This is a genomic window from Pseudomonas sp. MAG002Y (assembly GCF_019400845.1).
Lineage (GTDB): Bacteria > Pseudomonadota > Gammaproteobacteria > Pseudomonadales > Pseudomonadaceae > Chryseomonas > Chryseomonas luteola.
This window is the reverse complement of the sequence record NZ_WOEJ01000002.1, coordinates 167,561-193,848: the sequence shown is the minus strand read 5'-3', so window position 1 is coordinate 193,848 and position 26,288 is coordinate 167,561. Positions and strand designations below refer to the sequence as shown.

At 58.7% G+C, this 26,288-nt stretch carries 27 protein-coding genes; 15 read left to right on the top strand and 12 right to left on the bottom strand.

Going from position 1 to position 26,288, the window contains the following annotated elements; all coding sequences use genetic code 11:
- The first annotated feature begins 2 nt into the window (after nt 1-2).
- From GM154_RS03875 to GM154_RS03845, 7 genes are all read left to right on the top strand, one after another.
- Complete coding sequence (locus GM154_RS03875) at nt 3-953, top strand: nucleoside hydrolase (protein ID WP_219651053.1); 951 nt, start codon at nt 3-5, stop codon at nt 951-953.
- 224 nt (nt 954-1,177) lie between these two features.
- A complete protein-coding gene (locus tag GM154_RS03870) occupies nt 1,178-1,429 on the top strand; it encodes a hypothetical protein (protein WP_019366389.1) in 252 nt (83 codons plus the stop codon).
- Nucleotides 1,430-1,722: 293 nt separating this feature from the next.
- Nucleotides 1,723-2,742 (top strand): phosphate ABC transporter substrate-binding protein PstS, encoded by a 1,020-nt coding sequence (gene pstS / locus GM154_RS03865; protein ID WP_150346605.1) that lies wholly within the window; start codon nt 1,723-1,725, stop codon nt 2,740-2,742.
- Nucleotides 2,743-2,815: 73 nt separating this feature from the next.
- Entirely contained in the window at nt 2,816-3,796 is a 981-nt protein-coding gene (gene pstC / locus GM154_RS03860) for a phosphate ABC transporter permease subunit PstC (RefSeq protein WP_074822064.1), read from the top strand.
- The gene (gene pstA / locus GM154_RS03855; protein WP_010795787.1) at nt 3,796-4,671 is read left to right on the top strand and encodes a phosphate ABC transporter permease PstA; all 876 of its coding nucleotides are present in this window, start codon (nt 3,796-3,798) and stop codon (nt 4,669-4,671) included. Before pstC ends, pstA begins: the two co-directional genes overlap by 1 nt.
- Nucleotides 4,668-5,441: a phosphate ABC transporter ATP-binding protein PstB gene (gene pstB / locus GM154_RS03850; protein ID WP_010795788.1), complete on the top strand. Its 774-nt coding sequence runs from the start codon at nt 4,668-4,670 to the stop codon at nt 5,439-5,441. Before pstA ends, pstB begins: the two co-directional genes overlap by 4 nt.
- A gap of 141 nt (nt 5,442-5,582) precedes the next feature.
- Nucleotides 5,583-6,209 (top strand): LysE family translocator, encoded by a 627-nt coding sequence (locus GM154_RS03845; protein WP_037030507.1) that lies wholly within the window; start codon nt 5,583-5,585, stop codon nt 6,207-6,209.
- A gap of 37 nt (nt 6,210-6,246) precedes the next feature.
- Here GM154_RS03845 and GM154_RS03840 read toward each other — a convergent pair whose 3' ends face one another.
- On the bottom strand, nt 6,247-7,155 hold the full coding sequence (locus tag GM154_RS03840) for a M23 family metallopeptidase (RefSeq protein WP_219651052.1): 909 nt from the start codon (nt 7,153-7,155) through the stop codon (nt 6,247-6,249).
- 427 nt (nt 7,156-7,582) lie between these two features.
- On the opposite strand from GM154_RS03840, the gene GM154_RS03835 reads away from it, so the two are divergent.
- Nucleotides 7,583-8,173: a Yip1 family protein gene (locus GM154_RS03835; protein WP_010795791.1), complete on the top strand. Its 591-nt coding sequence runs from the start codon at nt 7,583-7,585 to the stop codon at nt 8,171-8,173.
- Nucleotides 8,174-8,277: 104 nt separating this feature from the next.
- Here GM154_RS03835 and GM154_RS03830 read toward each other — a convergent pair whose 3' ends face one another.
- On the bottom strand, nt 8,278-8,784 hold the full coding sequence (locus GM154_RS03830; RefSeq protein ID WP_258019706.1) for a DUF192 domain-containing protein: 507 nt from the start codon (nt 8,782-8,784) through the stop codon (nt 8,278-8,280).
- A gap of 143 nt (nt 8,785-8,927) precedes the next feature.
- Here GM154_RS03830 and GM154_RS03825 point away from each other — a divergent pair, with 143 nt between their 5' ends.
- Both GM154_RS03825 and GM154_RS03820 read left to right on the top strand, forming a co-directional pair.
- Nucleotides 8,928-10,628, top strand: a complete 1,701-nt coding sequence (locus GM154_RS03825) for a histidine kinase famiy protein (RefSeq protein ID WP_219651051.1) — start codon at nt 8,928-8,930, stop codon at nt 10,626-10,628.
- Nucleotides 10,629-10,654: 26 nt separating this feature from the next.
- On the top strand, nt 10,655-11,032 hold the full coding sequence (locus GM154_RS03820; RefSeq protein WP_219651050.1) for a response regulator: 378 nt from the start codon (nt 10,655-10,657) through the stop codon (nt 11,030-11,032).
- 107 nt (nt 11,033-11,139) lie between these two features.
- Here GM154_RS03820 and fecE read toward each other — a convergent pair whose 3' ends face one another.
- Genes fecE through GM154_RS03800 form a run of 4 tightly spaced genes read right to left on the bottom strand, consistent with a single transcriptional unit; the run spans nt 11,140 to nt 14,792 of the window.
- Nucleotides 11,140-11,913 carry a Fe(3+) dicitrate ABC transporter ATP-binding protein FecE gene (fecE, locus tag GM154_RS03815; protein ID WP_219651049.1) on the bottom strand — a complete coding sequence of 258 codons (774 nt, stop codon included), beginning with the start codon at nt 11,911-11,913 and terminating at the stop codon, nt 11,140-11,142.
- Nucleotides 11,914-11,917: 4 nt separating this feature from the next.
- Nucleotides 11,918-12,886 carry an iron chelate uptake ABC transporter family permease subunit gene (locus GM154_RS03810; RefSeq protein WP_219651048.1) on the bottom strand — a complete coding sequence of 323 codons (969 nt, stop codon included), beginning with the start codon at nt 12,884-12,886 and terminating at the stop codon, nt 11,918-11,920.
- Nucleotides 12,883-13,845 (bottom strand): iron-dicitrate ABC transporter permease FecC, encoded by a 963-nt coding sequence (gene fecC, locus GM154_RS03805; RefSeq protein ID WP_219651190.1) that lies wholly within the window; start codon nt 13,843-13,845, stop codon nt 12,883-12,885. Before fecC ends, GM154_RS03810 begins: the two co-directional genes overlap by 4 nt.
- Before the next feature lie 35 nt (nt 13,846-13,880).
- A complete protein-coding gene (locus GM154_RS03800; RefSeq protein ID WP_219651047.1) occupies nt 13,881-14,792 on the bottom strand; it encodes a Fe(3+) dicitrate ABC transporter substrate-binding protein in 912 nt (303 codons plus the stop codon).
- Between the two features lie 250 nt (nt 14,793-15,042).
- Between GM154_RS03800 and GM154_RS03795 the strand changes: the two genes are divergently transcribed.
- A complete protein-coding gene (locus GM154_RS03795; protein ID WP_010795799.1) occupies nt 15,043-15,495 on the top strand; it encodes a hypothetical protein in 453 nt (150 codons plus the stop codon).
- Between the two features lie 68 nt (nt 15,496-15,563).
- On the opposite strand, the gene GM154_RS03790 is transcribed toward GM154_RS03795, so the two are convergent.
- Nucleotides 15,564-17,180 carry a catalase gene (locus tag GM154_RS03790; protein WP_219651046.1) on the bottom strand — a complete coding sequence of 539 codons (1,617 nt, stop codon included), beginning with the start codon at nt 17,178-17,180 and terminating at the stop codon, nt 15,564-15,566.
- 425 nt (nt 17,181-17,605) lie between these two features.
- Here GM154_RS03790 and GM154_RS03785 point away from each other — a divergent pair, with 425 nt between their 5' ends.
- The 3 genes from GM154_RS03785 to xopAW all read left to right on the top strand — a co-directional run bounded on the left by GM154_RS03785 (nt 17,606) and on the right by xopAW (nt 20,302).
- Complete coding sequence (locus GM154_RS03785) at nt 17,606-18,370, top strand: response regulator (protein WP_073450417.1); 765 nt, start codon at nt 17,606-17,608, stop codon at nt 18,368-18,370.
- 3 nt (nt 18,371-18,373) lie between these two features.
- Entirely contained in the window at nt 18,374-19,483 is a 1,110-nt protein-coding gene (locus GM154_RS03780) for a cell wall metabolism sensor histidine kinase WalK (protein WP_219651045.1), read from the top strand.
- Nucleotides 19,484-19,600: 117 nt separating this feature from the next.
- Complete coding sequence (xopAW, locus tag GM154_RS03775) at nt 19,601-20,302, top strand: XopAW family type III secretion system calcium-binding effector (protein WP_219651044.1); 702 nt, start codon at nt 19,601-19,603, stop codon at nt 20,300-20,302.
- A 45-nt stretch (nt 20,303-20,347) separates the two neighbouring features.
- Here the strand turns inward: xopAW and GM154_RS03770 are convergent, their stop codons facing one another.
- Together GM154_RS03770 and GM154_RS03765 are read right to left on the bottom strand one after the other, a co-directional pair.
- A complete protein-coding gene (locus GM154_RS03770; RefSeq protein WP_219651043.1) occupies nt 20,348-21,427 on the bottom strand; it encodes a M42 family peptidase in 1,080 nt (359 codons plus the stop codon).
- A 66-nt stretch (nt 21,428-21,493) separates the two neighbouring features.
- Nucleotides 21,494-21,673, bottom strand: coding sequence for a hypothetical protein (locus GM154_RS03765; RefSeq protein WP_074822038.1), 180 nt, complete (start codon nt 21,671-21,673; stop codon nt 21,494-21,496).
- A gap of 351 nt (nt 21,674-22,024) precedes the next feature.
- Here GM154_RS03765 and GM154_RS03760 point away from each other — a divergent pair, with 351 nt between their 5' ends.
- Nucleotides 22,025-22,315, top strand: a complete 291-nt coding sequence (locus GM154_RS03760) for a hypothetical protein (protein WP_010795806.1) — start codon at nt 22,025-22,027, stop codon at nt 22,313-22,315.
- Between the two features lie 23 nt (nt 22,316-22,338).
- Here the strand turns inward: GM154_RS03760 and GM154_RS03755 are convergent, their stop codons facing one another.
- Genes GM154_RS03755 through kdpC form a run of 3 tightly spaced genes read right to left on the bottom strand, consistent with a single transcriptional unit; the run spans nt 22,339 to nt 26,288 of the window.
- Nucleotides 22,339-23,040, bottom strand: coding sequence for a response regulator (locus GM154_RS03755; protein WP_219651042.1), 702 nt, complete (start codon nt 23,038-23,040; stop codon nt 22,339-22,341).
- A gap of 60 nt (nt 23,041-23,100) precedes the next feature.
- A complete protein-coding gene (locus tag GM154_RS03750) occupies nt 23,101-25,746 on the bottom strand; it encodes a sensor histidine kinase KdpD (RefSeq protein ID WP_219651041.1) in 2,646 nt (881 codons plus the stop codon).
- On the bottom strand, nt 25,743-26,288 hold the full coding sequence (gene kdpC, locus GM154_RS03745) for a potassium-transporting ATPase subunit KdpC (protein ID WP_219651040.1): 546 nt from the start codon (nt 26,286-26,288) through the stop codon (nt 25,743-25,745). The genes GM154_RS03750 and kdpC overlap by 4 nt, the downstream gene beginning before the upstream one ends.

Genomic DNA, 26,288 nt, shown 5'->3' with positions numbered 1-26,288 from the left:
GCATGACAACCCCTATCATTTTCGACACCGATCCGGGCATTGATGACGCCCAGGCCATTGCCATCATCATGGCTGATCCGGGCATCGAAGTGGTTGGCCTGACCACCACCTTCGGCAATGTCTGGATCGAGACGGCCACGCGTAATGCCTTATCGCTTGTCGAGCTGGCGGGTCAGGACATTCCCGTGGCCCAGGGCATGGGTACTCCGCTGGAAAAAACGCCTCATCCTGTTCCCGCCCATGTGCATGGCGATGACGGCCTGGGCAATCTGAACCTGCCCGCCCCGACGCGTCAGGCGGTGTCCCAAAGTGCGGCCGAGTTCATTGTCGAGGAAACGCGCAAGCGCCCCGGCGAAATCACCCTGGTGGCTGTCGGCCCGCTGGGTAATCTGGCTAAGGCCCTGGAGCTTGATCCGGACGTTATCCACCGCGTAAAGCAGGTGATCGTCATGGGCGGCTCGATCCGTGAGGGCGGCAACGTTACGCCACTGGCGGAAGCCAACATGTTTTCCGACCCGCATGCAGCCGCCCGCGTCATGACGGCTGGCTGGCCGCTCACGCTGGTAGGCCTGGACGTTACCCACCGCACCTGCCTCGATCCGGTGCGCATGCAGCGCATCACCGAAGCGCACCGCACCCTGGGTCCACTCTTGGCCCATAGTTACGCCTTCTATGCCAAGTTCTACAAATCGGCCCTGGGCATAGACGGCTGTACACCCCATGACAGCTGCGCCGTAGCATTCCTGCGTCATCCGGAGTGGTTCCAGACCGTACGCGGCCACCTGAACGTGATAACCGAGGGGCTTGCCGAAGGCCAGACCGTATTTGCACCCGAAGGCCGCCAGTTCGTAGGAGACCGGTGGAACCAGTCACCTCTTGTCGACGTGTGCATGGGCATCGATGGCGAAGCAGTCGTGCACTGGATGGAAGAGGTCCTGACAGCCAACACCTAAGCCCGGTCATGGCGCTACGGCTCATTTCGTAGCGCCCGCATGATGGGTGGCGCACAGCGATACCCATCGCCTCTACCGCCACAGTTTTTTTCTGCTCAAGCATTGCCGTAGTTCTCAGTTTTCAGGCTCAACCACTGCAGACAGCCGCTTGCGTGGCCCTCGCTGGAACTAACGCAAAGCGGCTGTCTTCCAAGCGACATCATTATGAGAAGGGGGAGTACACCATGCGCCAATGGTTAGCCATCCTGTTTACAGCCTTGGCCCTGGCAGGACTCGGCGGGTGTGATGACCAGCCTGAGGACCACCGCAAGGAGGCTGCTGAACACGCGCAAAAGGCCAAGGAGCATGAAGCCGCCGGTAATCAGCAGGCAGCCGATGCCGAGCGTGCCGCCGCGGCAGAAGCTGATCATGCCGCGCGCCTTGAGGAAGCTGAAAAAGACCCTCAGAAAGAAGGTAATGCCGAATCACCGCGTTAAGCCTTCCAGGCTGACTCACGTAATAACCTGTCTTAAAACCGACCGTGACAGCACCCACACGGTCGGTTTGCACAAATAGACAAAAAATTTCGGATAAACCTTCCATATCCTCCGGAACCCTTTGTTTTCAGGGGGATAACGACAATTTAAAAGCCAAAAAACACGCCTGGATACAATCTCCTGATGGCTCAGTGCCGCTTGTTCATAATTCTGTAACATATTTGTCGCTTTAATTTCACGTACACAAACTAGCTTCTGCCTCACTTAACAGCCAGACATGCCTAGGAGGCATCGTGTACGCCACTCGCACTTTCCGTCTTGCCGCTCTTCTGTCTGCTCTCTGCCTGAGCACGGTTGCTCATGCAACAGACGTTACAGGCGCCGGTTCCAGCTTCGTCTATCCGGTACTGTCGAAGTGGTCTCAGGCTTACAGCCAGAAAACCCAAAACCGTATCAACTACCAGTCCATTGGTTCGGGCGGCGGTATTGCCCAGATCAAGGCGGGCACGGTTGATTTCGGTGCCTCCGATGCCCCGCTGAGCACTGACGATCTGCAAAAGTCAGGTCTGGGCCAGTTCCCCAGCGTGATCGGCGGTATCGTGCCGGTCGTCAACGTGGAAGGCATTGCACCCGGTCAGCTGAAGCTGGACGGCGAAACCCTGGCCAAGATTTTCATGGGCACCGTCAAGACCTGGAACGACCCGGCCATCGCCGCGCTGAACCCGGATCTAAAGCTGCCTTCGGCTAACATTACCGTCGTACACCGCTCCGATGGTTCGGGCACCTCCTACAACTTCACCAACTACCTGGCTAAGGTTAGCCCTGAGTGGAAGGAAAAGGTCAACTTCGGCACCACCATCAACTGGCCGACCGGTGTAGGTGGCAAGGGTAACGAAGGGGTTTCTGCCTACATCAAGCAGATCAAGAACTCCATCGGCTACGTCGAATACGCTTATGCCCTGCAAAACAAGATGTCCCATGCTCAGTTGAAAAACGCGGCGGGCACCTTTGTTGAGCCCAACGCGAAGAGCTTCCAGGCCGCTGCTGATACTGCAGACTGGGGCGCCTCCAAGGACTTCAACCTGCTGATGACCAACGCGCCAGGTGCTGACGCGTGGCCAATCACTGCCACGACGTGGGTGATCATGTACAAGGAGCCGAAGAACGCCGAGCGTAGCAAGGTCGCCTTCGATTTCTTCAAGTGGTCCCTGGAAAACGGCCAGAAGGATGCCGCTGCACTGGACTACGTTCCGCTGCCGGACTCCCTGGTCAAGAAGATCGAGGCGTATTGGGCATCTGACTTCAAGAGCTGATTCCCCACTGCCCCTCCCCGTGCACCCTGCCTCGATCGTCGAGGCGGGGTGCACTGCTGAAGGATCCTGAAAAATGCCCGCTATACCCTATACGACCGCCACCCGGGAACAACGAGAGCAGCGTGCCAGACGCGATACGCGCCATGACCGCTGGTTCCGTATTACCCTGCTGACCGCTGCACTGCTTGTCCTGTTCGTCATGCTTGGCGCAGCGGTATCCACACTCTGGGGTGGTCGCCTGGCCTTTACCACCTTTGGCTGGTCCTTCTTGACCAGCAGCGAGTGGGACGTGGTCAACGGACGCTTCGGCGCCCTAGTGCCTATCTACGGCACACTGGTTACCTCTCTGATTGCGCTGATTCTGGCCGTACCGGTCAGTTTTGGTATCGCGCTGTTTCTGAGCGAGATCGCACCACCGTGGCTGCGTACGCCGGTTGCGTCCGCAGTCGAACTGCTTGCCGGCATCCCCTCGATCATCTACGGGATGTGGGGCCTGTTCGTATTCGGCCCGTTCATGGCGGAGTATCTGGCGCCCTGGATCAATGACTATCTAGGCGCTATCCCGGTTATCGGCGGTCTTTTCCAGGGTCCGGCGCTGGGTATCGGTATGCTGAGCGCCGGCATTATTCTGGCGATCATGATTCTGCCCTTCATCACATCGGTGATGTACGAGGTCTTCCGAACCGTTCCACAACAGCTGAAAGAATCAGCCTATGCATTGGGCTCGACGACATGGGAAGTCTGCTGGGATATCGTTCTTCCCTACACTCGCTCAGCAGTCGTCGGCGGTATCTTCCTAGGCCTGGGACGGGCGCTTGGAGAAACCATGGCCGTAACCTTTGTATTGGGTAACGCCCACCAGCTTTCCCTGTCGCTGATGATGCCCAGCAGCTCCATTGCTTCGGTCATCGCTAACGAGTTCAACGAGGCCTACACGGACCTGCACCGCTCCTCGCTAATCGCTTTGGGCTTTTTGCTGTTCGTCGTCACGTTCATCGTGCTGATGCTGGCCCGTCTCATGTTGGCGCGTATGTCGCGTCGGGCAGGTAATTGATGGCCGTCAACGAAAACCTCTATCGCGCCCGCAAGATCAAGAACGCCATCGCCATGACGCTCAGCAGCGCGGCGGCGATCATCGGCCTTGGCTGGCTGGTCTGGATTCTGGCCACTACCCTGATCAAGGGTGGTAGTGCGCTGAGCCTGACGCTCTTTACCGAGATGACGCCACCGCCCGGCGCCGAAGGGGGCTTAGCCAACGCCTTGTATGGCAGCGTGCTGATCAGCCTGCTTGCCCTGGCTATTGGTGCGCCCATCGGCATTCTGGCCGGACTATGGCTGGCCGAGTTCGCTCGTACCTCCAGGCTGGGCACGGTGATTCGTTTCGTGAACGATATCCTGTTGTCCGCCCCGTCCATCGTGATCGGTCTGTTCGTCTACACCGCCGTCGTGATCCCGATGAACCAGTTCACCAACGGCTCGATCAGCTTTTCGGGCTTTGCCGGTGGACTTGCGCTGGCCATGCTGGTGATTCCAGTGGTGACCCGGACCACGGACGAAATGCTTCAGCTGCAGCCTGCCTCCCTGCGTGAGGCGGCCCTGGCGTTGGGTATTCCGCAGTGGAAAGTCACCATTGAAATCCTGCTACGCGCAGCCAAAGCTGGTGTGGTAACAGGCGTTCTACTATCCATGGCGCGTATCACCGGTGAAACAGCGCCGCTGTTGTTTACCGCCTTTGGCAACCAGTTCTGGAACTCCGACCTGCTCAAGCCGATGGCCAGTGTGCCGGTCACCATCTTCCAGTTCGCCATGAGCCCGTTCGAAAGCTGGCAGGCCCTGGCATGGGCAGGTGCGCTGTTGCTGACTATCTTTGTCCTGGTCCTGAGCCTTCTATCCCGTTTCGTTTTCTCCCGTAATAAAGGTGCCCAATGAGCAATCTTCAGACGCATATGCCAGAAATCTGCGCGCGCAACGTTGGGTTCCAGTACAAGAACCATATCGCGCTGAAATCCATCAACCTGGATATCCCGGCCAACAAGATCACCGCAATCATTGGCCCATCCGGCTGCGGCAAGTCCACGCTTCTGCGTATCTTCAACCGCATCTACGCCGAATATCCCAATCAGAAGGCTACCGGCGAGATCCTGCTTGATGGCGAGAACATCCTCGATCCCAAGTATTCGCTGAGCCGCCTGCGCAGCACCGTGGGCATGGTATTCCAAAAGCCGGTGCCCTTCCCGATGTCGATCTTCGACAACGTGGCCTATGGCATTCGCCATCACGAGAAACTGTCCCGCGTTGAAATGAACGATCGCGTGGAACAGGCCCTTCGCGGCGCGGCATTGTGGGATGAGGTGAAGGACAAGCTCCAGCAGAGCGCCTTGGGTCTTTCCGGTGGTCAGCAGCAGCGCCTGTGTATTGCTCGGACCATTGCCCTGCGTCCCCGTGTACTGCTACTGGACGAACCCACGTCAGCGCTCGACCCGATCTCAACCATGAAGATTGAACAGCTGATCACGGACCTGAAAGAGCAGTTCACCGTTGTGATCGTGACCCACAACATGCAACAGGCCGCCCGCTGCTCGGATATCACTGCGTTCATGTACCTGGGTGAATTGATCGAAGTGGGGTCGACAGACCTGATCTTTACCAAGCCTAAGCAAAAGCAGACCGAAGACTACATCACCGGACGGTTCGGTTGATTTAGAGCAATAGCATGCCACGCCTCGCTTATGGGTGTCTCTCAAGGACCTTGAGCGAGGCGTGGTGCTTCTACCCCCTTTACGTTGTACCGCCCTCCCTGCACTATCTCTTGCTCCCCATTACGAGAAGAGATGATTCACATGCTCTCACCTGAGCAATTCTTAAGCTTTCTGGCCTTGGCTCTTTTGATCACCGCCTCACCGGGTCCAGACAATTTGATGGTTCTAGGTATTGGCGTCTCCAAAGGGCGCCTGCGCGGCATGGTATTTGGCTTTGGCTGCGCACTCGGCTGTCTGGCGCACACCGCCTTAGCCGCGCTGGGCGTCAGTGCGCTGATTGCCGCCTCGGCCACAGCCTTCACTGCCCTCAAGATTGCCGGCGGGCTCTACCTGATATGGCTTGGTATCCAGGCGCTGCGTAGTACCGGGCAGACGCGTATCAACAATGATGTTCAGATTGATGAGTCGCTGAGCAAGCTGTTCTTCAAAGGTCTGTTCGCCAATGCGATCAATCCAAAAGTCGTGCTGTTCTTCCTGTCCTTTTTGCCGCAGTTCGTGATTGCCGAACAGGGTCATGCCAGTCTGCAAATCCTGCAGCTGGGCGTACTGTTCACACTTCAGGCGGCGGTGCTGTTTGGTCTGTTGGGGTACTTCTCGGGCGCAGCCGGGCAATGGCTGCAGCGAAAGCCCCGTATTGGGCTATGGCTCGATCGAGTCGCAGGCGGCATTTTCGTCGCGCTGGGCGTTCGTCTGATCGTTTCACGCTGATAGGCAGGCGGGGCAAGCGGGCCCCGCCATGCGATGTTTACTGCCCGCCCAGCGCGAAGTTGGGCAACTCGCCTACAGGTCTGGCGAAGCGGAAAGGAATGGACACCAGCGCATCCCCCTCGCCCTGCTGAACCACGAAATGCAGGTGCGGCCCGGTACTGCGTCCGGTATTGCCCGACTGCGCCAAGGGTGTGCCTGTCGTAACCTTCTGCCCTTCCCTTACGACAACCGAGCCACGCTTGAGATGCAGATAGGCACTCTGCGTACCATCATCATGCTGGATACGAACAAAGTTGCCTGACGGACTCGGTCCATGCCCGAACTGGCGATTCTGGATCTCGATGACAGTACCGCTACGCGCCGCTACGACGGGCGTGCCTTCAGGCATGGCGACATCCACGGCATAACGGCCTTTGGGCGTATGGTGGCTGAAGTCACCGTTCGCGCCCTGGCTGATGAAGAACGGACCGCCCTGCCAGGGCAAGGAATAGGCGTAGCCAGCCGTAATACTGGCCAAACTGTTAGGGTTGCCCAGCCCGCCGCCACTGCCTGGTGCGAAATGAGGAGAAAAGCTGAACGCCTGGTCATAGTGCATCGGGAAGCCCTGCTGACGTTTCTGTAGCGTGGCCACGCGAAGCTGACTATTGGCTGGGACCGTCTGGCGAATCACGTCATTACCAACCCCGCCTACATTGACAGTCCGGCTCAAGCGCACCGTCACCGTTACGGGTACGTCCATATCATTGCGGACTTCCAGCGCTTTGCCTGATTTGGTGTTCAATGTCAGGAGACGAACACCGCCCTTACGCTTGGCACGAGGCTTTTCTGTGAGGCTCGTTTGATCAGCCTTGCTGATCAGGGAGGTTTCCTTGCCTTGCTCTGCCATGGCCCACGCGGGCGAGGCCAGCAGCCATGAAGTCAATAAAGTTGAACACAAATAGCGCATGCTGTGATCCGTCACTCGGTAAGGTCTGTGCCCACGCTTGATTGGGCGGGCGAAGGGTCGCCGATTGCATGGCGGGATCGGCCTATGATCCAGAGCGAGGAGGTTGAGTTCCAGCGCACACTTTCAAAGTGAGAGGCAAATCAAACTTCCTGATAGCGACCTGACATCAGGCCTTACCATCTATCGGCTCTATGGCGCCTAGCCCAGCTCAGGTAGACCATTCATCGGTCAGTAAGCAGGTGGCCGATCTCTTCATTTCGGTTTGATCTTTAAGGTTTATTACTTATGACCAAATGCTCATAGCAACGACCTGACCAAGCATTTTGACTTTCTATACTGAAAACAGGCCGCACCTCTCGCAGCGGCCTGCTGCGGAGGACCTACAACGTTTCGCCGATAGCGTCCTTCGGCGAAAGTGAGGTGTGTCATGATCAATCACGTTTGGGGCCTTCTGGCCCATCCTGATCGTGAATGGAAGCAGATCGATAACGAGAGGGAGTCAGTTTCCCATGCGTATGCGCATCACATCCTCTGGTTGGCTGCGATTCCAGCAGTCTGCGCCTTTATTGGCACGACCCAACTGGGTTGGAGCTTTGGCGGTAACCATCTTCTTCGCCTGTCACCCTGGACAGCCTTCACGATAGGGGTAATGTCCTACGCCTTGATGCTGGGTGCCGTTTACGTGATGGGCAGTGTGATTCACTGGCTGGCACGGCGCTATCCTGACCGGCCCAGCAAGGAACGCTGCGTAGTCTTTGCAGGTTACATTGCTACGCCTATGTTTTTAAGCGGCCTTGTTGCGCTTTACCCGCTGGTCTGGCTGTGTGCATTGGCCGGGATTGCCGGGCTCTGCTATACCGCCTACCTGCTCTATGTAGGTATCCCGAACTTTCTGAATATCGATCGCCGTGAAGGCTTCATCATGTCAGGCTCGACACTGGCCATTGGCGTGCTCGTGCTGGAACTGCTGATGGCGATGACGGTACTGCTCTGGGGTTACGGCCTACAGTTCGGCTGATACAGTGACGCCGCTCCTGCGGTCGGAGCGGCGTGCTCCACGCCCAGCATGAGGGACCGCCAACGCGTTGCAGGAACCTTTAGGCGTCTGACGCTAGCCAGACGCTATAAACCCTGTACCTGATCGCCTGTCTTGACGCCCTGCCGCCTGAACCATCCCTTGTTCATTTCCAGCGCATGCGTGACCTCGAACGGCGCACAGTGCAAGTCCTCGCTTAACGGCTCCATATCCTGAATATCGACGATACGGCCTCGCGCATTGAGAAAGGCAATCGAGAGCGGCAGTATCGTGTCGTGCATCCAGAAGCACACTTTCTTGGGTTCATCGAACACAAACAGCATGCCGTGCATTTCTGGCAACTGATGCCGGTGCATGAGCCCCTGCTCACGCTTACTAGCGGTATCGGCAACCTCGACCGTGACCGTATGAATGCCCACCTGCATCGGTTTACGCTCGAACGCCTGAGCATATTCAACCGAGGCGATGAGGACTCCCAGAATAACCGACAGGTCTCGCCGCCGCAGCGCTGAAGCCCGGCGCGCCCAAAAGCACAGCGATAAATACGGCATGATTCCAGAAGCCCTGATGTGATCAACGGAAGGGTAAGGCATGAAACCCAATCGAGCCGCTTAAAGTCCATTTAAGAGTAGCTAAGGCATCGACGTCAGGACAGCGACAGACCCTATCATGACAATAGCCAGGAATGCCGTTCTGCCTTTCTCCGACGGGTTTGTATTTCATATGGGAAGCGAGCATGGTCCTGGGCAAAAGCGATTTCGAACGTGAACAGGCGATTAAGGTTGAAGGCGACGGCCAAAGCGCAGGCGTACCGGCGTCCGGCGAGCTGGAAGGCAATGCCTATAACCCCTTGGGCAATCCCGGCGAAAACCATTGGCAGGCAGGTTACGTTACTCACACAGGCCTTGATGAACGTAACAATATCTTTTTTGCCGCGGTGCAGATGACCCGCATGCCGATGGTCGTCTGCGATCCCAATCAGCCTGATACGCCCATCGTATTCGCCAACAAGGCGTTTATGGACCTGACGCAATATACTGAAAAAGACATCCTGGGTCGCAATTGTCGCCTCCTTCAAGGCGAGCAGACCGACCAGACTACGGTTGCCGAAATCCGCACTGCCTTGAGTGAACATCGCGCAGTGGCTGTAGACATTCTCAACTACAAAGCTGACGGAACGCCTTTCTGGAATGCGCTGTTCATGGGGCCGGTGTCGGATCAGAACGGCAAGTTGCTCTACTGGTTTGCCTCGCAGATGGATATCACCCAGCGGCGGCTCACCGAAAACTCGTTTCGGCAGGCACAGAAGATGGAGGCTATCGGGCAACTCACCGCGGGGCTGGCCCATGACTTCAATAATCTTCTACAAGTCATTACGGGCAACCTCGAACTGGCGGGTCAGTACGCACATACCCATCCGATCCTCTCTCAGGCCATTGAGAACGCACAACAAGCGGCCGAACGGGGCGGCAAGCTGACGCAACAGCTGCTGGCCTTTGCTCGCAAACAACGGCTCGAACCCAAACGCCTTAACCTGAACGCCCTGATCGTCGATTTCAGCGAAATGCTGGTGCGGGCGTTGGGCGAGCGAATCGATCTGCGCCTGGACCTCAAACCAGGCCTGCCTTATTGCACGATCGACCCAACGCATATGGAGATGGCCCTGCTCAATGTGCTCATCAACGCACGCGATGCCATGCCCAAGGGCGGCAAGGTGACGATTGGAACAGCCACGATAACCAACCGTGAGCGCATTGATGTGCACCACCTGCCTCCGGGTGGGTATGTGGTGATTTGTGTCATCGATGAAGGCGAAGGCATGTCCCCCGAAGTGATTCGCCGTGCAACAGAGCCTTTCTTTACGACCAAGGCGCCAGGCACCGGATTGGGGCTGGCCATGGTTCACGGTTTCGTTCAGCAATCCAATGGACGCCTGGAAATCGAAAGCGAACAGGGCAAGGGGACGGCCGTACGCATGATTTTCCCGATTACGCAGGAGCAGGCTTTTTCTTCGCACCAGCAGTCATTTCGCGCCTCAACACAGCCTTCAGAGTCGGGCACCATTCTGCTTGTAGAGGACAGTGAAGATGTACGTCGGGTAACTGAGGATTACTTGAGTTCGCTGGGTTATACGGTGCTCTCGGCCCAGAGCGGCGAGGAAGCACTTCAGCTGCTCGACCGCCATGGAAAGGTCGATCTATTATTTACGGATGTGATCATGCCGGGAGGCATGAATGGCCTGGTACTTGTAGAGCGTGTCAGGCAGCGGCTGCCTAACCTCCCTGTCCTGCTTGCCACGGGATACATGGATGAGCTGGCCAACCAGAGCGTTAGAGACGCTTCGATGAACGTTCTGAGTAAACCCTATCGCCGTAACGAGCTGGTGGACCATATCCATGCGGTGTTCAAGCGTGACAAGCCTTCTTCCACGCCTTGACGCCTTGTGTTCAGTCTGAGGAATACATGCAACACATTCTGGTAGTAGATGACGACACGCAAATTGCCATGTTGTTTGAAGGTTTTCTGGAGGCCAGCGGTTATCGCGTAACCGTCGCGAACAATGCCCTGGCAGCGCTTGAAGCCGATGCCCGAGACGCCGCTGATGCGGTGGTCACAGACCTGTCCATGCCCGGTATGAATGGACGAGAGCTGATCGATCAGTTGCGGGCGCGGCGGCCACACCTGCCCGCCATGATCGTGTCAGGCTATCCCTGCAACAATGATCTGGATAAGGCCAACCGGATCGTAGTACTTATGAAGCCGGTCAGGCTGATGCAGCTTGCCGAACGGCTCAGGGATATTCTGGCCGATGCGCAGACGGCTCATAACCTGACCGCTTAGAGTACAGACCGGAATCACCACCTTATGGGCGCTGTCCAGACGATCTCGTCTAGGCGACCCCGTCTAGGCGACCCCATCTAGGCGACCCCATCTGCCGATACCCTGTTTTAGGCTACACCTTCGATGACGCACATCGGGGTGCCGGCGCAGGGCTCTTTCATGACCTGTACCCGGACGCCAAACACCTCTTTCACCAAAGCAGGGTTGATAACCTCGTGAGGTGAGCCGAGCGCTTGCAGGGCACCCTGTTTCATCACAGCCAAGTGATCAGCATAACGGCAGGCCTGATTCAGGTCGTGCAGTACGGTAATTACGGTCTTGCCCTCCCCTGCAAGCGACTGCATCAGTTCGAGCAGCTCGACCTGATGGCAGATGTCCAGATAGGTTGTGGGTTCGTCCAGCAGAACCACGGATGCATCCTGCGCCAATACCATGGCCAGCCAGGCGCGCTGACGCTGGCCACCGGAAAGGTCCGCCAGCAGCCGACCACGCAGCTCGCCAAGCCCCATGCGTTCAAGCGCAGCTTCCACATGGGGTTTGTCCATCTGGCGCAGACGTCCCCAAAGGCCGTTATGCGGGCTACGGCCGTAGCCCACCAGCTGTTCGACCGTCACCCCCTCTGGCACAGGCAACACTTGCGGCAGAAAGGCAACCTGCCGAGCGATCTCCTTCGCAGACAGAGAGGCATACGCCCTACCGCCCAACCTTATTTCGCCCTGCGTGGGTGCCAGCACTCGGGCAAAGGCCTTGAGCAAGGTCGACTTGCCGCAGCCGTTGGGGCCGATCAAGGCTGTCACCTGGCCGGCAGGTGCCTTGAAGTGAAGCGTGTCGACAATGGCCTTGCTGCCATATCCCAGTGTCAATGCGACTGCTTCGAGCATGGAGTCACCCCTTGAGCCGCGTGAGCAGCCATAGAAAATACGGCGCGCCAATGATGGCCGTGAGAATACCGGCTGGAATCTCAACCGGTGGGATCAGTCCTCGCCCCAAGGTATCGGCCAGTACCAGCAGAATGGCCCCTACAATGGCGCTTGCTGGCAGTAGCCACTGATGACGGCCACCGATCAGGCGGCGCGCAAGATGCGGTGCGACCAGACCGATAAAGCTGACCGGCCCGATGATCGCTACGCCCAGACTCGTCAGGATCACGGCCAGTACCAGCACGGCGAGTCGTGCTGGGCCCAGGCGAACCCCCAGTCCCGAAGCGGCTTCATCGCCCAACCCAATCAGATTGAGAGGCTTAGCCAGCATAAGCGCCAAGGGCAGCCCTGCCAGCAGCGGTACGGCCAGTCCAACATGGTACCAGGTGCGGCTCCACAGGCTACCGGTCAGGGCTAGCAGGGCGGTATTGATGTTAAGAGGGTGAGACAGGATCAGAAACTCGATCACGCTGCCAAGGGTGAGTGAGATCGCCACACCCGATAACGCAAAACGTACCCCGGAAAAAGATCGCCCGGCACTGTAGAGTGCCAGGGCACCTGCGCCAAGCGCACCCCCAAGGCAGGCTACCCCGGGTAGCCAGACAAGCGAAAGCGCAGGGAAATAGATCAGCGCGATGGTTAATGCCAGCCCCGCCCCCTGGGTTACCCCCAGGATCTCGGGTGAAGCGAGCGGGTTGCGAATCACGCCCTGCACCAACGCGCCTGCCAGGGCAAAGCTTCCTCCGGCCAGCACAGCGATCAATGTTCGCGGCAGACGATGCCGCCAGACAAGAAAGTCCTGCGCGTCATGGGCGATAACGTGCTGGATCGCCTCGACAGGGCTCAACCATTGCGTGCCGATGCACAGACTCGCCAGGCAGACGACGAGCAATACGGCAATAAGCGCGATCAGGCTAGCGGCAGGACGGCTCATCGGGAGCGCCTCGCCAGCCATAGGAAAAACGGCGCCCCCACCAGAGCCGTCACTACACCAGCTGGCGTTTCAGCCGGAAACGCCACTGCGCGAGCCAGGATATCGGAGGCCAGAACGATGACCGCGCCAAGAGCGGCACTGGCGGGCACCAGCACACGGTAATCGTGCCCCAGCCAGTAGCGGGCCATGTTGGGCGCGACCAGACCGACAAAGCCGATCGGCCCGATAGCACAGACGCTCGCGCCTACCAGCAACAGGCTGACCGCAAAGACCAGCAGCCGCAGCCCGGCAAGCCGAACACCCAGCGAGCGGGCCGCGTCATCACCCAGGTTGATGAGATTGAGCCGGGGCGCGCAGGCCAGCGCCAGGACGCTGCCGACCAGCACGGCAGGCCACAGCAGTCCAACCTGGCTGTAAGTGACGTTGGCAAAGGAGCCTGCCAGCCAGTTCAGGACATTCTGCGCCTGATCTTCGACCAGAATGATGGTCAGCCGTGTCAATGCCGCACACAGCGCCGCGACAATCACACCGGCCAGTACCAGACGGCCCTGGGTATCCCCCACCGACCACGCCTTGCCCAGGCTGAACACGATCCCCCAGGCAAACGCACCGCCCAGCAAGGTCATGATCATGGCGCCGCCCGGCAATGGCAGCGCCACCAATCCGGTTGAAAAGAGCGCCAGCCCCAGCGCCGCTCCCGCCGTGACACCAAACAGAGAAGGCGATGCCAGCTCATTGCGGGTAATACCCTGCATGAGTGCGCCCGCCATGGCCAATGCAGCCCCTACCAGGGCAGCCGCCATTGCTCGGGGCACACGCAGCTGCGCAACAACAAAGGCAATCTGCGTACCGCCCTGACCGCCGGAAAACAGCCCGTGAAAGGCATCCTGCCAGGTAATGACGAAGGGCGAGTAGACCGATAACGACAGCCAGAACAGCCCAAGGCCTACCGCACTCATCGCCCCGAAAGCAAAGCACAGCGCCAGGGTACGGCTCACTCTTGGCCCTTGCCGGTCAGGATCTTCAGCGCATCCTCGGCAATCTGCTCGGATGCCATAATGCCGCGGTTGCGTGCCCAGACGTTACCGTCCACATCGGCCACATGCCCGGCCTGTACCGCACCGAGGGCCTGCCACAGCGGCTGTTTGCTCCAGGCATCCACCAGACTCGGGTGGCGATAATGCCCGACCAGCAGCCAGCCGGGGTTTAGCGCCAGGAGCTGTTCGAGGCTCACGAACTCGGTCGGTGCTGCGCCAGCACGCACGCTTGGTACCGTCAGGCCAATGGTCTTAAGCACGCTGCCAGCATATGAGTCAGGACCGTGTACGGAAAAGCTGTCTTCCCGGGCCACACCAAACAGGACCTGGGTGTTGACAGGAATATTCGCCGCAATGTCCTTGAGGTGCTGGCGATTGGCCGAGATACGATCCTGCATGTCCACGGAACGGTCCAGCGCCTTGCCGATCAATTCGGCTGAGGTAAGGCTGCTTTCGTAATTCTCTCCGCGAGACGGCAGCAGCAGCGTAGGAGCAATGCTGGAGAGTTCGTCATAGAGACCGGCATGACGGCTCTCGTCTGCAATGATGAGGTCCGGCTTCAGCCGGGCAATGACCTCGATATTGGGTTGCGAGCGCAAACCGACAGACGTCCACTCGCCAATGGCTTCCCGAGCGCGAGGCAGGACGCGGCTGGCATCACCGTCATCGGCAACGCCCACCGGCGAAACGTGAATCGAAGCCAGCGCATCGAGAAAGGAAAACTCCAGCGCTACGACACGCTTGGGTGCTTCTGGCAAGGTAAGGGTGTGCTCGCCATCATTGAGCGTGATCGGATTGGCTTGGGCCGCCTGGGCGAAAACAACCGCCAGGGAAAACAGACAGAGAGACAGAAATGAGCGCTTGAACATGAGTGACCTGATAGCCCATGGGGCCATTAACGGTAAGGCGAAAAAAAGCGGGCACTATTCCATATTGGCTCCGCGGGATCAAAACTCTTCACCGTAGCAAGTAAGAGTCATTACCATTTTCCGACCTTGCGGTGACGAATGAAACCCTCGCCGTCTTATGCTGCGTACTTTGCATACAGGCTTTGAACTTGCGCGTTGTTTCAAGCCTCCTTGTTTACAGGTACATATTCAAATCGAAGATGAGGTCTGCATGAGCATCGAGTCATTGAACAGTGAAGAGCATGTCCTGGGAGCCGTTCTGGACGGAGACCGCGAACATCCGCTTTTCGAAGCCTATGTGGCTTATTGCGATGAACGCACCGAGGCCATGCTGGCCTGCGTCAGCTTTCGGCAATGGCTGTCGGAACGTACCCATATCGAGCACGTTGCGGCTGAGCTGGCGGAACGTGCCCGTCAGGCTGGTATTCGGGAGTCGGCTCTGGATGAACTGGTTCGCGATGCGTCAGGGGCCAACCAGCCCGATGTCATCAGCATTCGTACGGACGAGGCGCCGGAGGATGAGGAAGGTGAGATGGAATCGCTGGATACGTTAGAGGCCGAAGATGCGCCACATGGGCTGGAAAGCCAGATCATTTTTCTGATGACCCACTTTGGCATCTCAAAGGTGGAAATCGAAAAGGAGCTGGGACTGCCGCTTGAATAAAAAAGCGGCTACGTCGCTCATGAGTCGACGTAGCCGCCAAACCAGGCCTCAACGGCCTTTTGGGGAAATTACTTGACGCTGTCAGTTATGACGCTGGCCTGCGTGGGATTGCTTTTGCTATCCCCTTCCGGCTCGCCGGTGTCATAGAGGGTCACGTCCAGATCCTGGCCCGGTGCCGGACGGCCTTCCAACGGAGGCAGTGCCTTGGCCTTTTCGATATCAACACCCACACCGTCGGCCAGACGCTGACCGTAATCCGGATCGCAATGCCAGAAATGCCAGATCATCCGCAGCTGGATGTTTTCCGGGCACTGCTTGAGATCGCCTGTGATGTTGTTGATCAGGTCCTCACGCTCCCAGTCCTCGAAGGTGCGATAGCGGTCACCGGCCTGCTTGTAATCCGCCGCGGTCTTGGTGGTCTGATAACGTCCCAGATGCCCTTCGACCCACTGGTGGTAGTCCTTCTTGGGCTTGGGTGCTTCACGCAGACCGCCCTGAGTGCTGGGCTCGTAGTTCACATGGGGGTTTTCTCCACCATTATCCACGTTGTAGGCCATGAAGCCGTCGCGCTGGTTGGTGGCTACCGTTGTTTTCGCCGCATTGATCGGGAGTTGCAGGTAGTTGGCGCCTACGCGATAACGCTGGGTATCTGAATACGACAGCGTCCGGCCCTGCAGCATCTTGTCGTCGGAGAAGTCGATACCGTCTACCAGCACGCCAGTACCAAAGGCAGACTGCTCGGTCTCGGCAAAGACATTGGACGGATTGCGATTCAGGACGATTCGGCCTACCGGCAGCAGCGGAAACTTGTCTTCCGGCCAGCGCTTGGTGTCATCCAGTGGGTCAAAGTCCAGGTTCAGGTGCTCATCCTCGGACATGACCTGAACGCACATTTCCCACTCGGGAAATTCACCGCGCTCAATGGCGTCGTACAGGTCGCGGGTGGCATGCCCTACGTCATTTTTCTGGATTTCAGCAGCCTGCTCGCTGGTCAGGTTCTTCACACCCTGCTTGGGTTCGAAGGAGAACTTACACAGTACCGCTTCACCCTTGTCATTCACCAGTTTGTAGGTGTTTACGCTGGAGCCCTGCATGTTGCGGTAGGTAGCCGGGCGACCCCAGGGGCTCTTGACCCAAGTCACCATGTGCAACGCTTCAGGATGATGCTGCACAAAGTCATAGAAGCGCCAGGGCTCTTGACGGTTGCTGATAGGGTCCGGCTTGAACGCGTGGATCATGTCCGGAAACTTGATCGCATCACGGATAAAGAAGACCTTGAGGTTGTTACCGACCAGGTCCCAGTTACCGTCTTCAGTATAGAACTTGATGGCGAAGCCACGGGGGTCCTGAGCTGTCTCGGGCGATTCCTTGCCACCGATCACGGTGGAGAAGCGCAGGAAGATAGGCGTCTGAACGCCGGTCTTGGTGAGCACCTTGGCTCGGGTGTATTTGCTGGCAGGCTCGTCGCCGATCTTGCCATAGGGTTCGAAATAACCATGCGCCGCCGTACCACGGGCATGCACGACGCGCTCCGGGATGCGCTCGCGGTCGAAATGGGTAATCTTTTCGATGAACTGATAGTTTTCCAGCGTAGCCGGGCCGCGCTCGCCTACGCTGCGCAGGCTCTGGTTGTTACTGACAGGGTGCCCCTGACGGGTTGTGAGTGTTTTCTGTTCGTCAGCCATAGCGATTTCCAAGCCTAAATTCACGGTTGTTGGAGTTATTTAGGTCTGGAAAGCTACGGGGAGTTCGGCCAAGCGAAGCGCCATTAGGCGGACATAGCATGACAATCAGGTGTCAGGCAGCATGGCAAAGTGCCGATGAGAACGGTCTGGCAAACCGCCCTGCCAAAAGCGCATGAATAGCTGGAGCCCTTGCCCAGCCTGCCTTCGGGCATGGTTTGAGTACTTGGAAACAGGGGTTATTCGAAGTTGGCTTTCGCCTTTATTCAAGCGACCTCATTGATAACGTTAAACCCATCCATTAGTTCTTCTTATCGGTCGAATGTATCGGTTTGTAAAGAAGAGGTAAGGTCAGCCGCTACCTATAGATGCCGCTAGGGCGACTCGCTAGCATTCCGGCCCTGCCTTTTTGTTTTCGCCAGGTATCTATGGACCGCCAGCCTTTTCCTGCATCGCCCGTTGCCGATGAGCCCAGCCGCTGGACGGCCAGGGTCTTACTGGTCGATGACGACGCCCCCATGCGCGAGCTGATCGGTGATTATCTGGCGCGCTTCAATCTGTATGTCGACGGCGTAGCCAGTGGCGCTGAGATGCGGCAGAAGCTGGGCGGCAATAGCTACGACATCATCATTCTGGATCTGATGTTGCCTGGTGAAGATGGATTGTCTCTGTGCCGGTGGCTGCGTCAGGACAGCAGTATTCCCATCCTGATGCTGACGGCCCAATCGGAACCCATGGACCGGATCATCGGCCTTGAGCTGGGTGCCGATGACTACATGGCCAAACCCTTCGAACCACGGGAGCTGGTCGCCCGTCTTCAATCCGTACTGCGTAGAACTCAGGATACGCGAGGCGTACGCCGGAATGTTGCACGCACGCATATCCGCTTCGATGGTTGGAAGCTCGATGGAGTGCGGCACCAGCTGCACTCACCGGACGGCATGGTCGTTCCGTTATCCAACGCCGAGGTGCGAATGCTCTGGGTATTTATCGATCACCCGCGTCAGGTGCTCAGCCGCGACAAGCTACTGGATGCCACTCGTGGACGCGCCATCGAGGCGTTCGATCGGAGTATCGACCTGCAAGTCTCACGGTTAAGGCAAAAGCTGGGAGACGACCCCCGCTCACCAACGCTTATCAAGACAGTGCGCGGCGAAGGCTACCTGTTCGACGCCCAGAAAATCGGAAACTGACCCGTGCGCCGTCTGGACACCTTATTTGCGCGTCTGTTCGGCGTACTGGTCATTGCCATCGTACTGGGCCACCTGCTGGCCTTCGCCTGGTTCCATTATATGGGAAGGCAGCCCGGCCCACCCCTGCTGCCGCCAGGCGCTGAGTCTCGTCTACCACCATCCGCGATCACAGCATTCAGTGGTCCTCGCCCTCCGCCGCCTTTTACCAATCCATCGCTCCCGCCTCCTGCCGGACCGCCGGGCTCGGCACTAGGTCAGCTTGGCTGGATGTTGGGCGGACCGTTCCCCTTCCAGTTAGGCACTCTGCTGGTTGCTGCCTGGATCAGCGCCCGTCTGCTGACCCGCCCTATCAGCCGTCTCACCGCGGCAGCGCAGGACCTGAGCGATAACCTGGACAGCCCTCCCATACCGGAAACGGGCCCTCACGAAACCCGTGAAGCGGCACGGGTGATGAACCAGATGCGCGAACGCATCGTAGCGCAGATCCAGCAACGCGGACGGATGCTGGCGGCGGTTTCCCATGATCTGCGTACACCACTGGCCCGCGTAAAGCTCAGGCTGGAAGACATCGACGATCCTCAACTGCGCAGCCGTGTAACGCAGGATGTGGACGACATGATTAACCTGCTCAACGCAACACTGGAGTACCTGCGCGAGCAACGCAGTGAAGAGCCCTGGGTGCTGTTCGATATTCAGGCGTTGGCTGAATCACTGACGGAAAACGCTCTGGATGACGGAGCCGATGTATCGCTGAGTGGCCAGTGCAAGCCTGTCCGGGCCCAGGCCATGGCCCTGCGCTCATGCCTGACCAACCTGCTCGATAATGCACTGCGCTACGGGGGTAGCGCCGAAATCGTATTGAAGGAACATCCTGACTCCATAGAAATACAGGTGCGCGATCACGGTCCCGGCATTTCTGCCCAATACCGCGAGGCAGTATTCGAGCCGTTTTTCCGCCTGGAAGGCTCTCGTAACCGCAACTCCGGCGGCGTGGGGCTGGGCCTTGCCATTGCGCGGGAGTCCATTCAAAACCAAGGCGGCACGTTGTGCCTGGAAGAAACCCCAGGCGGCGGTCTGACCGCCCTTATCATGCTGCCGATACGCTCGGCATGATGCCTTTAACCGCTGTGTATCTCGCCAGATACACAGTCACGATACCCACGACATACTCATGCGCGAAGCTTGAACCTGAGAACTTCCCTTAGCCCTTTCTCAGCCAGGTAGCCCGTCATGATCAGTGGAATAGGTAGCAGTCATTCCAGCTATTTCAGCAGTTACACTGCTAACAAGAACAGCACCACCGTACCCGCCAGCACCACGAGTGATGATGAAAACCCACTCAAGAATCTGTTCAAGGCCCTGGATGCCGACGGTGATGGTTCGATCAGCCAGAGCGAGCTGACCGCAGCCGCCTCCAGCAGCGGAGAGAGTGACGACAGCACGGCAATTGATGTCGACCAGCTGCTCAGCCTGATGGATCAGGACAGCAGCGATAGCATCAGCCAACGTGAATTTACCAGTGCATTCGCACCACCATTGCCTCCCCTGCCGGTAGCTGATGCAGACAGCGACGACCTGACCGACGAGCTGATCGTCAGCCTGGATGCTGATGCCAGCGGTACACTCAGTACCCTCGAACTGGCCGCTCTGGACGACACTAACAGTACGTCGCTGATGTCCGCACTGGACGAAGACGAGAACGGGGAAGTCAGTCAGGATGAATTGAGCCGTGCATTGCAGGCCTCGATGATGGCGCACACGGACAATGACGACAGCAGCACGTCTGGTACGGTCAGTGCAGCCAGCACCTCATCAACAGCCGCCAATGATGCCGTTAACCTGCTGGCACAAACGGTGATCCGCAAGTACCAGAGCGTTAGCAACTATTCATTGGATGCGTCCAAGGCGTCCCGGATCAGCGTATCGGTCTGAGTGGACACGAGGCCATTCTCCGAATGGCCTTTCTCTAAGGGATCACTATCCGTTCACAGGCTTGCCGATCAGGTATTCCGTCAGCGTTCGGGCGCAGGCATCCATACCATCATGCAGGACCACCTCATAGCCATGGGTATTTTCAGTTGGGATGGCGATACACCCTGCCTTACCTTTCGAGCCGGAACTGAGTATGGCACTGGCATCGGAAGCAAAATCCGGCATGAGCGCCGGTTGCGGATTGAGTCCGCAACGCTCGGCAGCCTGCAACAGATCGTCCGTTACGGATTTCGAGTAAAACCCTTTTTCATCACCGGTCAGCACAATCGGGTCGGCGCTAAGCTGCGTATCGTATTCCTCGGCGATAGGCCCCACCTCGACGGCAATGACAATTTCACCGGGTAGCGTTCGGGCTGCATATTGAGCACCGCCATTGGTTTCCTCCTCCTTGGTCGTAAAGACAAACACGGCATTGCGCTTGAGGAGGGAACGGCGCGCAGCCGTCAACGCAGCAGCCTTGAGCGTCGCCACGATAGGCGCACGGTCATCCAGAAAATGGGCTGCGATAGCGTCATTAACATTAAAGGGCTGGCGCCAATGCTGACTCAGCACAACCCGTGTGCCAGCCCGTATGCCTGCTTCGCCCAGTTCATCCTTCGAGCGCCGGGTAAGCACATGCACATCCTTCCACTGCACATTGCCGCTGAGCACATCGGCTCCTTGAGGCGACTCGGGCGTGGCGTGCATGGTTCCGAATGACAGTACACCTGGCAGCAGGGCGTGCTCACCTATGATATCCACCGGGCACATGCCAAAGTTCACCGGAAAGGCCCCGCCCAGTGCGACGACGCTCAACGTACCGTCAGAGTTAACGCGTTTGACGACCATGGCGATTTCATCCTGGTGCGCCATGATCACGACGCTGCGCTGTGCAGCCTCTTCCCGGGAAATTCCCTCGGTAGCCCGCACGACCCCGATCACGTTATCGGCCGCGTCGACCCATACCTCATCACAGCTGCGCTTGAGTTCACGCAGGCAGATGCGCCTGACTTCATCCTCCTGCCCGCCCGGGCCTCGAGCCAGAAGCAGCTCTTCCAGCAGTTTCAGATCCTCAGCGTTCGCCATGCCTTACCTTCCTGCTCCGGGCGACCTGCCGGGCAGGCCGCCAACCTTCAATCGCGCCCTATTGCCTTACTTGCCGCTGTTGGCGTCCTGGTTGTCCTGGCCGGTGGCGTCGTCCTGGGGCGAGTGCATCTGGATGGATGCCTTCTCGGAGCTGGATTCGCTGGATTTATCATCGGAGCTGCCAAAGCAGCCACTGAGCAGCACGGCACATAGGGTGAGTCCGACCATGCCTATTCTGGAAACCATCTTTCTACCTCCACGTCGATTTCCGGACCCGTCAATACCAGGGTCCGTACAAGAAAGTCGACCGTCGATCGTTCTGGATGGTTCGAATTGAGGTGAGGGAAACCGGATACAGGCAGTGCCTCTTTCGTGACACAGGTCAACCCCATCGGTCAGTCTTTCACACTTTTTTGACAATTGGATGATTTCAAATCGCTACCCTGCCGTTTCATTCATTGAAAGGGAGCCTTTACGTGCCCAAGACGTATCCGCTCATCTCCAAAATGAACCATTACCGGTACGGGGTATGGTCGACCAGATCGGGAAATGGCATATTGCCATACCACGATTTATTTGATGATTGAGAAGTACATCATGTCTCTAGCACCCAGTACCGATCAGGTAATCAGTACCCCTCGCCGTGCCCGTCGTACCAAGCACTACGAATCCCAGTACGACTTTCACAATCGCTTGCTCACCCGGTGTGAAGACCGGATCGAAGAACTTGGCATGCTCGACAATATAAGTCGGGATGAAAAGATGACTCACCTGCAGAACATCGAACTGCTGGCCAATACCGTCTTGGCCCAGACGGAAGAAGAGGACCTGATCAAGCGCGCTCAGGCTGCACTTCAGTACAGTCGCGAGCAGATGCTCGAAGCGTGATCCGCCAGCGCCCAGGGATGGGCTCAGGCATCGTGCCTGTCACGTAGCCGGTAACCCACCCCAGGCTCGGTGATGATGTACTGCGGAGCAGCAGGGTCGTCGCCCAGTTTCTGCCGCAAGTGCCCTACCACGACACGTAGGTAATGGGTGTCCTCGACATGGGACGGGCCCCAGATTTCCCTGAGCAGATGTTGCTGGGTCACCACACGCCCCAGATGACGAGCAAGGTGTTCAAGCACTGCATATTCCTTGCGCGTCAGGGCGATGTCACTGTCCTGCACCGTGACGCGGCGAAAGGCAAAATCTACCTTGAGCGCTCCTAGGCTCAGGGCTGACTCTGTCTGCGGCTGGGCCACACCCTGCCTTAACAATACCCGTACCCGGGCCAGAAACTCCTGAATGCCGAAGGGCTTGGTGACGTAGTCATTCGCCCCTGCATCCAGTGCACGGACCTTTTCCTGCTCATCCGCCCGAACCGACAGAATAAGTACCGGTACGGACGACCATTCACGAATTTCCCTGAGGATGGCCTGCCCATCTTCATCCGGCAGACCCAGATCCAGCACGACCAGATCAGGCCGCTCCAGTGCCGTCTTGGCCAATCCTTCTGCACCGGTGGCAGCCTCGATGACCCGATAGGTTTGGGCCGTCAGGCTGATGCGCAGGAATTTGCGAATCTGCGGCTCGTCATCGACGATCAGGATCAAGGGTGCATTTGTGGTCATGGAAGCCTTCAGAAAAAGCGAACACTTGCCGCATGCTACGTTATTGAAAGGCGAAACGCCTCAGCCCTCGCTGTCGCCGAGCGGTTGTGGATGCAGCGGCAGATGCAGGGTCAAGGTCGCCCCCCTTCCGTCAAGGCCGGTATCAACAGTCACGCGACCGCCGTGCGCGCCCACCATGCCTTGGCAGATTGCCAATCCCAGCCCTGTACCCTGTCCGCCTCTATCACCCCGTGCGGCGGTGTAGAACATATCGAAAATCCGGGCACGTTCCGCCTCTGGAATACCGGGGCCCTGGTCGCTCACAGCCAAGCGGATCTCTTTATTGTCATGCTCGACCGCAACGCGCAGGCGCCCGTGCTCCGGGGAAAACCGCGCCGCGTTTTCCAATACGTTGATCAGGGCCTGTTCGATCAGGGCAGGATGCACATAGAGCAGCGGCATATCGAGGGGAACCGACGTTTCGACATGCAGCGGTGCCAGTACAGGCTTCAGTCGGCTCAGGGCGCTGGCCACGACGTCGCCTGGGGAGACCCAGTCGCGGGCCAGCTGCAGCCCGCCATGACCCAACCGGGTCATGTCGAGCAGGTTCTGGATATACCGATCCAAACGTTCGGCTTCGAGACGTGTCGTGTCCAGAAGCGATTGGCGATCCTCGGCGCTGATGCTGTCGCCCAGCGTGGCCAATGTGTCGATAGAGCCGCGCATGGCGGTAAGCGGGGTGCGCAGGTCATGCGATACGGAGGCCAGCAAGGCGCTGCGTAGCTGCTCGGTTTCCCCATGCAGGCGTGCAGCCTCCAGGTCTTCGGCCAGACGCGCCCGCGCCAGCGCCTGGGCCAGCGGCTGACCCAGCGCAGCAAACAGCCGGCGCTCCTCGGCGCTCAGGCTCCTGCCGTCTTTCAAGGCAATACCCAGCAGCGCCAGAGGGCCCTCTTCGGATGCCAGGGGCCACCACCACCAGCGCCCATGGGGCAAGGTATCCGTTCCATGGCCCGCTGGCTGCTCGTGCTTCCACGCCCAGTCAGCCGCGGCACGCTCGCTTTCATTCAGGACGCTAGCGGCTCCAGCCTCGACATGCCATTGCTCATGGCTATCCCGGCTCATCAGGCAGACCTCGATGTCGGTGGAACTCAGCTGCTGCGCCGCAGCCTTCAGTACCGCCTGCCGGTCAGTGGCGGCCGTCAGCTTGCGGGAGAGCTCCAGCAGGGCGCCGGTTTCGGTCTGGGCCTGTCTGAGGCTGTTCAGCTGCCCTCGCTGGCGGGCCGCCAGATTGCCGGTGAGCGTTGCCATGAACAGAAAGAACATGAGTGTCAGCACATCCTGTTCACGTTGAATGGTGAACGAGAACAACGGCGGGATGAACAGAAAGTTATAGGTCAGAAAACTCAGGACCGCGCACAGGATGGCCGGACCACGGCTACTACGAATGGCAACCAGCAAAACGGCGGTCAGGAACACCAGCGAAATATTGGGAAGCTCCAGCAGGCTGGAGGCGGCCTTGGCCAGAAGGGCAGCGCCCACAGTAGCGCCGATCGCCAGCAGGTAATCCCGGCCATTGCGTTGGGACACCTTTGGCAGGGAGGTGCCTACTTCCTCGCGGGCGTCCAGCACACTGATCTCAAGCCCCGCCTCGAACTGTAGCAAGCGCGAGGCCAGCCCCGTACCAAACAGACGGCGAACCCAGGTGGGCCGGCTGCGCCCGACCAGCAACAGGCTGGCCCGTGTCTCCACGGCGTAATTCACCAGGGATTTCGCCACCTCCCCGGCCCGCAGAATGACCACTTCACCCCCGAGCCGCTCGGCCAGACGCTGGGCGGCTTGCAGGCGGGCGCGCTCGGCCTCGTCCTGTGTCCGCCCGGTCTCGACATGCACCAGGCTCCACGGCAGGTGCCGGCGCTCCGCCACTCGACTCGCATGGCGCACCAGCCGCTCCGCCTGGCCGTCACCGTTGACCGCTACCAGCAGACGCCCCAGGAGCGCCGGAGCATCCTCCCCCTGGGCGCGATAACGCCGGGCCAGATCCGAGTCGACCCGCGCCGCTGCCGTCTGCATGGCCATCTCGCGCAGGGCAGTAAGGTTGGTCTGGCTGAAAAAGGCATCGATAGCGGCCCGTGCCTGTTCGGGCACGTAAACCTTGCCCTCTCGCAGACGCTCCAATAACTCGCGAGGCGGTAAATCGATCAGAACGATCTCATAGGCATCCTGTAACAGACGGTCCGGTACGGTTTCACGTACCTGTACGCCGGTCACATCACGCACCTGATCGTTCAGGCTTTCCAAATGCTGGACGTTGACGGTGGTGTAGACATCGATCCCGGCGGCCAGGAGCTCTTCGATGTCCTGCCAGCGCTTGGCGTGGCGGCTCCCCGGCGCATTGGTATGCGCCAGCTCATCGACCAGCACGAGCCGGGGTGGATTGGCGAGTACACCGTCCAGATCCAGCTCCGCCAGGTGCATGCCCCGGTAGTCGTATCGCCGTAGCGGTTGTTGCGCAAGACCAGCGACCAAGGCTTCAGTCTCGGCGCGTCGGTGGGTTTCCACAACGCCGATCCGCACGTCCACACCCTGTCGTTGCAAAGCCTGGGCAGCCTGGAGCATGGCGTAGGTCTTGCCGACACCGGGCGCCGCGCCCAGGAATACCTTTAGCCGGCCACGTCCTTCGGCGTGGTCGGCAAGCAGTGCATCGGCGCGCTCGGCGGCATCGGTCATCGCGTACGCTCATCTAGGGCCAGATTAAGTTGCAGCACATTAACCACTGGCGGCCCGATCAGCGAGCGTTCCGTATGCTCGACGACCAGTTTTTCCAGCTCATCGGCCGGTATACCGCGCGCCTGGGCTATCCGGGCAATCTGATATCGGGCGGCTTCCGGCGGCAGATCCGGGTCAAGCCCGCTGCCCGACGTCATGACCAACGCCAGCGGCGCCGGCCCACTGCCCTGCTCATTCCCCAGCGACTCGGCGATTCGCTGTACCAGTGCCGGGTTGGATGCCGCGAGATTGCTCGCACTGCTGGACACCGTGGCAAAATCACCCGCCGAGGGACGCGGGTGGAACCATTGGTTTCCGGTAAAGGGCTGTGCGATCAATGCCGAGCCGATGACCTGACCCGCCGGGTTGCGAATCAGACTTCCATTGGCCTGACTGGCAAAGGCGGCCTGTCCGACACCGGCGACCACCAGCGGGTAGGCCACTCCAGTGATCAGGCTCAGGACCAGCGTCATGGCCAGGGCGGGACGAACGTGCGCAAACAT

Coding starts and splice junctions, on each gene's coding strand:
- GM154_RS03875 (WP_219651053.1), top strand. CDS start 3: ATGACAACCCCTATCATTTTCGACACCGATCCGGGCATTGATGACGCC.
- GM154_RS03870 (WP_019366389.1), top strand. CDS start 1,178: ATGCGCCAATGGTTAGCCATCCTGTTTACAGCCTTGGCCCTGGCAGGA.
- pstC (WP_074822064.1), top strand. CDS start 2,816: ATGCCCGCTATACCCTATACGACCGCCACCCGGGAACAACGAGAGCAG.
- pstA (WP_010795787.1), top strand. CDS start 3,796: ATGGCCGTCAACGAAAACCTCTATCGCGCCCGCAAGATCAAGAACGCC.
- pstB (WP_010795788.1), top strand. CDS start 4,668: ATGAGCAATCTTCAGACGCATATGCCAGAAATCTGCGCGCGCAACGTT.
- GM154_RS03845 (WP_037030507.1), top strand. CDS start 5,583: ATGCTCTCACCTGAGCAATTCTTAAGCTTTCTGGCCTTGGCTCTTTTG.
- GM154_RS03840 (WP_219651052.1), bottom strand. CDS start 7,155: ATGCGCTATTTGTGTTCAACTTTATTGACTTCATGGCTGCTGGCCTCG.
- GM154_RS03835 (WP_010795791.1), top strand. CDS start 7,583: ATGATCAATCACGTTTGGGGCCTTCTGGCCCATCCTGATCGTGAATGG.
- GM154_RS03830 (WP_258019706.1), bottom strand. CDS start 8,784: ATGCCTTACCCTTCCGTTGATCACATCAGGGCTTCTGGAATCATGCCG.
- GM154_RS03825 (WP_219651051.1), top strand. CDS start 8,928: ATGGTCCTGGGCAAAAGCGATTTCGAACGTGAACAGGCGATTAAGGTT.
- GM154_RS03820 (WP_219651050.1), top strand. CDS start 10,655: ATGCAACACATTCTGGTAGTAGATGACGACACGCAAATTGCCATGTTG.
- fecE (WP_219651049.1), bottom strand. CDS start 11,913: ATGCTCGAAGCAGTCGCATTGACACTGGGATATGGCAGCAAGGCCATT.
- GM154_RS03810 (WP_219651048.1), bottom strand. CDS start 12,886: ATGAGCCGTCCTGCCGCTAGCCTGATCGCGCTTATTGCCGTATTGCTC.
- fecC (WP_219651190.1), bottom strand. CDS start 13,845: ATGAGTGCGGTAGGCCTTGGGCTGTTCTGGCTGTCGTTATCGGTCTAC.
- GM154_RS03800 (WP_219651047.1), bottom strand. CDS start 14,792: ATGTTCAAGCGCTCATTTCTGTCTCTCTGTCTGTTTTCCCTGGCGGTT.
- GM154_RS03795 (WP_010795799.1), top strand. CDS start 15,043: ATGAGCATCGAGTCATTGAACAGTGAAGAGCATGTCCTGGGAGCCGTT.
- GM154_RS03790 (WP_219651046.1), bottom strand. CDS start 17,180: ATGGCTGACGAACAGAAAACACTCACAACCCGTCAGGGGCACCCTGTC.
- GM154_RS03785 (WP_073450417.1), top strand. CDS start 17,606: ATGGACCGCCAGCCTTTTCCTGCATCGCCCGTTGCCGATGAGCCCAGC.
- xopAW (WP_219651044.1), top strand. CDS start 19,601: ATGATCAGTGGAATAGGTAGCAGTCATTCCAGCTATTTCAGCAGTTAC.
- GM154_RS03770 (WP_219651043.1), bottom strand. CDS start 21,427: ATGGCGAACGCTGAGGATCTGAAACTGCTGGAAGAGCTGCTTCTGGCT.
- GM154_RS03765 (WP_074822038.1), bottom strand. CDS start 21,673: ATGGTTTCCAGAATAGGCATGGTCGGACTCACCCTATGTGCCGTGCTG.
- GM154_RS03760 (WP_010795806.1), top strand. CDS start 22,025: ATGTCTCTAGCACCCAGTACCGATCAGGTAATCAGTACCCCTCGCCGT.
- GM154_RS03755 (WP_219651042.1), bottom strand. CDS start 23,040: ATGACCACAAATGCACCCTTGATCCTGATCGTCGATGACGAGCCGCAG.
- GM154_RS03750 (WP_219651041.1), bottom strand. CDS start 25,746: ATGACCGATGCCGCCGAGCGCGCCGATGCACTGCTTGCCGACCACGCC.
- kdpC (WP_219651040.1), bottom strand. CDS start 26,288: ATGTTTGCGCACGTTCGTCCCGCCCTGGCCATGACGCTGGTCCTGAGC.